This is a genomic window from Anaerotignum faecicola, from assembly GCA_024460105.1.
Taxonomy (GTDB): domain Bacteria; phylum Bacillota; class Clostridia; order Lachnospirales; family Anaerotignaceae; genus JANFXS01.
The window spans coordinates 1-416 of sequence record JANFXS010000418.1 but is presented as its reverse complement, the minus strand read 5'-3'; the positions used below and the strand labels follow the sequence as shown (position 1 = coordinate 416).

The 416-nt window shown below is 44.7% G+C and carries 1 protein-coding gene; it reads right to left on the bottom strand.

All coding sequences use genetic code 11. The features are described 5' to 3' along the window. Window positions 1-391 (bottom strand): class B sortase (locus NE664_14660; protein ID MCQ4727876.1); only part of this gene is annotated, 391 nt, incomplete at its 3' end. Between the last annotated feature and the right edge of the window lie 25 nt (window positions 392-416).

Sequence of the window (416 nt, the reverse complement as noted above, 5' to 3'; positions counted from 1 at the left end):
CCCGGATGGCCACAACAACCAAGCGGCTGTCCTTTTTCCAGTAACCACATGTAATTAGGAATAACAGTGGAGCACGATGATCTGGAAATATTCGATTTTCATGCATCCCTCTCTCAATTAGTACTTCAATCAATTCCTCTCTTTTCATGCTCCCCAAACCAGCATCAGCAAACAGCCCTCCCTCTTCACTCCATTCTGTTTCTTCTGCATAGAATACCGAAAATACCCGGTATTCCCGATGCTCATAGAGATTATCCACTTGAATGACCTGATGGGCCTCCCAAAATGGCTTCTTCTGGTACTTTAGCAAATCGGCAAACATTGTCCCATTTCTCATGTTATGTCCATATAAAAAGAGATCTCTTTTCTCCTGCAGGTTCCCCCTTCCCACAAAAGGAGTTCCGGCATAAGAGGCC